Here is a 3,511-nt window from a genome sequence, read left to right as displayed (position 1 = left end):
GGTCAGCACGGCGTGAACATCATGGAGTTCTGCAAGGCGTACAACGCGGCCACCGAGTCGCAGCGCGGCAACGTCATCCCGGTCGAGATCACCGTGTACGAGGACCGCTCGTTCACGTTCGTCCTGAAGACCCCGCCGGCGGCCGAGCTGATCAAGAAGGCTGCAGGCGTCCCCAAGGGCTCCGGCGTCCCGCACACCACCAAGGTCGGCAAGCTGACCCAGGAGCAGGTGCGCCAGATCGCCGAGCAGAAGATGGTCGACCTCAACGCCAACGACATCGACGCGGCGTCGAAGATCATCGCAGGCACCGCCCGCTCGATGGGCATCACGGTCGAGGCGTAAGCCCCACCCCCTCAAGACATACGTGGAAGAGCCGGCCAGGCTCGCACCACATTCTCGTTAGGAGAAATCACATGGCACAGAAGTCCAAGGCCTACCGGGCCGCGGCCGAGAAGATCGAGGCCGGAAAGTTCTACACGCCGGAGGAGGCCGTCGCCCTCGCGAAGGAGACCGGCTCCGCCAAGTTCAACTCGACCGTCGAGGTCGCGCTGAAGCTGGGTGTCGACCCGCGCAAGGCGGACCAGATGGTCCGCGGTACCGTCATTCTTCCTCACGGTACGGGCAAGACCGCCCGCGTCATCGTGTTCGCCACCGGCCCCGCGGCCGAGGCGGCCATCGCGGCCGGTGCGGACGAGGTCGGCGGAACCGACCTGATCGAGAAGGTCGCCGGCGGTTACACCGACTTCGACGCGGCCGTCTCCACCCCGGAGCTCATGGGCCAGGTCGGCCGTCTCGGCAAGGTGCTCGGCCCGCGCGGCCTCATGCCCAACCCGAAGACCGGCACGGTCACCCCGGACGTGGCGAAGGCCGTCTCCGACATCAAGGGCGGAAAGATCGAGTTCCGTGTCGACAAGCACGCCAACGTGCACTTCGTCGTCGGCAAGGCCGGCTTCACGCCCGAGCAGCTCGCTGACAACATCAAGGTGGCGCTCGAGGAGGTCGTGCGGCTCAAGCCGTCGGCCGCCAAGGGCCGTTACATTCAGAAGGGCGCCGTGTCGACCACGTTCGGCCCCGGCATCCCGCTGGACGTCAACGCCATCTGAGCGACTCAGCACCCCAAGAAAGGCCCCGCCTCGGCGGGGCCTTTCTTTGTCCCCCTTGTGAGGGACATCGGTATGGGCATAGTGTCCGATTCGTGCGCGCCGATGGGGACGTGCACGCGATCGGAAGGAATGGGATGACGACACGAGCAAGTCGTCGCGTGCTCACGAGGCGTGCGACGGCGATCCTCGCAGCCGGGGCCAGCATCATCGCGCTGTCGGCGACAGGCATTTCCGCGGCGGATGCCGCAACCCGGGTCGACTACAGCGGCTCGGTTCCGGGTTGGGCCACCAGCGCGAACGACAGCGGAACGCCCGCGGCCGACGCCAGCGTGGAGGGCGAGCTCTACCTGAAGCTCAGAGATCAGCAGGGTGCGGCGAATCTCGCCATCGCGGTCTCCACGCCGGGCAACAGGCAGTACCGGCACTGGCTGAGCCCTGGGACCTGGATCGCGCGCTTCTCGCCGACGCAGAAGACCTACGACGCGACGGTGGCCTACCTGAAGTCGAAGGGGCTCACCATCACGGGCACGCCTGACAGCAGGCAGTACATCGTGTACCGGGGAACGCCTGAGGAGATGAACGCCGCGTTCGGCACGACGCTGCACACCTACGCGCACGACGGTCGCCAGCTCATCGCGCCGTCGACCGCGCCGTCGCTGCCGTCGCAGATCGGGGCATCCGTGAGCGCGGTGAGCCTCGACCAGTCGCGCACACTCACCCGGCCTGACTCGATCAAGCAGGGCGACATCCCGTCGACCACCGGACCGACAACCCCGAAGCAGCGGATGTTCGCCGATGCGGCACCCGTGGTGAACGCCCCGTGCTCCACCTACTGGGGTCAGAACACGGCGACCGTGCCGCCCGCGTACAACGACCAGACGCAGTACCCGACGAACATCTGCGGGTATGTGCCGAAGCAGTTGCGCTCCGCCTACAACCTGGACACCTGGTCGAGGTTCGGCGTCAACGGTTCAGGGCAGACCGTCGCGATCATCGACGCGTACGCGTCGCCGAGCATCCAGTCCGATGTGAACCAGTACTCGGCGCAGAACGGCGAGCCGCAGCTCGCACCCGGCCAGTACACGCAGATCGTGCCGGATCCGAGCGAGTTCGTCGACACCGCGCTGTGTCAGCAGCCGAGCGGATGGCAGGGCGAGCAGACCCTCGACGTCGAGGCGGTCCACGCCATCGCACCGAAGGCGAACGTGCTGTACGTCGGCGGATTCGACTGCGAGGGCGGGCTGGACATCGCCATGTCGAAGATCCTCGATCACAAGCTCGCGAACATCGTGAGCAACAGCTGGGGCGACGTCGGTGAGGATGTTCCTGCCGACGTGATCGCAGGCCAGCAGAACCTGCACATCCAGGCGGCAGGCGAGGGCATCGGGCTCTACTTCTCCAGCGGCGACAACGGCGACGAGGCGGCGAGTCTCGGTTACCCGTCGCCGGACTTCCCGGCATCCTCTCCCTACGTCACCTCGGTCGGGGGCACCTCGATCGGCGTCGACCAGAACGGCAAGCTGGCCATGGAGGTCGGCTGGGGCGTGCAGGCCGATGTCATCAAGAAGGATGCCGCTGGGAACCTGTCCTACACAGACCCTCTTCCCGGCTCGCTGTTCGCGGGCGGTGCAGGCGGCGGCGTGAGTGCGGTGAACGCGGAGCCCGCGTACCAGAAGGGCGTCGTGCCGGACTCGCTGTCGCGGGGCAAGCGGGTGTCGCCCGACCTCGCGGCGCTCGCCGACCCGTACACCGGGTTCGAGATCGGCATCTCGCCGATCATCGACGACAGCACGCTGGCAACGGGCGACTACGTCAACGAGACCTACGGCGGCACCTCGCTCGCGTCTCCGCTGACGGCGGCGCAGGTAGCGCTGGCACAGCAGCTGACGCACTCGACGATCGGGTTCGCCAACCCGACGCTGTACGGGCTCGACCGCATCCTGCCGTCGGCGTTCCGTGACGTGCAGCCGCCGTCGCAGGAGGTCGCCGTCGTCTACACCAGCAAGACGAGCGGACGTTCGTTCCTGATGACGCTGAACCACGACACGTCGCTGACCGTCACCAAGGGGTACGACGACGTGACGGGCATGGGCGCCATGTCGTTCGACCTCGCGCATCTGCTCGCACAGGGTAGACACTGATCTCTCACCGGAAGAGGCGGCGGGCCGGTCCTTCGGGGCCGGCCCGTCGTTGTGTGACCCGTCCCTCGGGTGTCAGGCGGGAACGCCCGTGAGTCGGGACAGGAAGGGATCGAGGCGTTCCCACAGCGCCTCGGGGTTCTCGAGCTGCGGAAGGTGACCCGCCCGCTCGATGAGGGTGAACTCGGCTCCGGGAACGGCCGCCGCGAGAGCACGCCCGTAGGCGGGGGTGACCACGCGATCGGCCGCGCCCCAGACGACCGAGACCGG

4 protein-coding genes are annotated in these 3,511 nt (G+C 67.4%); 3 read left to right on the top strand and 1 reads right to left on the bottom strand.

Annotation, left to right across the window (positions count from 1 at the left end; all coding sequences use genetic code 11):
• From rplK to ACTHNC_RS03255, 3 genes are all read left to right on the top strand, one after another.
• Positions 1–342: 50S ribosomal protein L11 (gene rplK, locus ACTHNC_RS03265; protein ID WP_440293167.1), on the top strand; the 342-nt coding region annotated here is incomplete at its 5' end.
• A 71-nt stretch (positions 343–413) separates the two neighbouring features.
• On the top strand, positions 414–1,103 hold the full coding sequence (rplA, locus tag ACTHNC_RS03260; RefSeq protein ID WP_440293166.1) for a 50S ribosomal protein L1: 690 nt from the start codon (positions 414–416) through the stop codon (positions 1,101–1,103).
• Between the two features lie 134 nt (positions 1,104–1,237).
• Positions 1,238–3,244, top strand: coding sequence for a S53 family peptidase (locus tag ACTHNC_RS03255; protein ID WP_440293165.1), 2,007 nt, complete (start codon positions 1,238–1,240; stop codon positions 3,242–3,244).
• A 72-nt stretch (positions 3,245–3,316) separates the two neighbouring features.
• Here ACTHNC_RS03255 and ACTHNC_RS03250 read toward each other — a convergent pair.
• On the bottom strand, positions 3,317–3,511 hold a 195-nt coding region (locus ACTHNC_RS03250), incomplete at its 5' end, for an alpha/beta fold hydrolase (RefSeq protein WP_440293164.1).

Origin of the sequence: Humibacter sp., assembly GCF_051954055.1 — a bacterium.
Classification (GTDB): Bacteria; Actinomycetota; Actinomycetes; order Actinomycetales; family Microbacteriaceae; genus Humibacter.
The sequence above is the reverse complement of the archived record's forward strand: the minus strand, read 5'-3'. Positions and strand labels throughout refer to the sequence as shown.

Excerpts from the sequence above, each read along its gene's own strand:
- rplA (WP_440293166.1), top strand. The coding sequence starts at position 414 with ATGGCACAGAAGTCCAAGGCCTACCGGGCCGCGGCCGAGAAGATCGAG.
- ACTHNC_RS03255 (WP_440293165.1), top strand. The coding sequence starts at position 1,238 with ATGACGACACGAGCAAGTCGTCGCGTGCTCACGAGGCGTGCGACGGCG.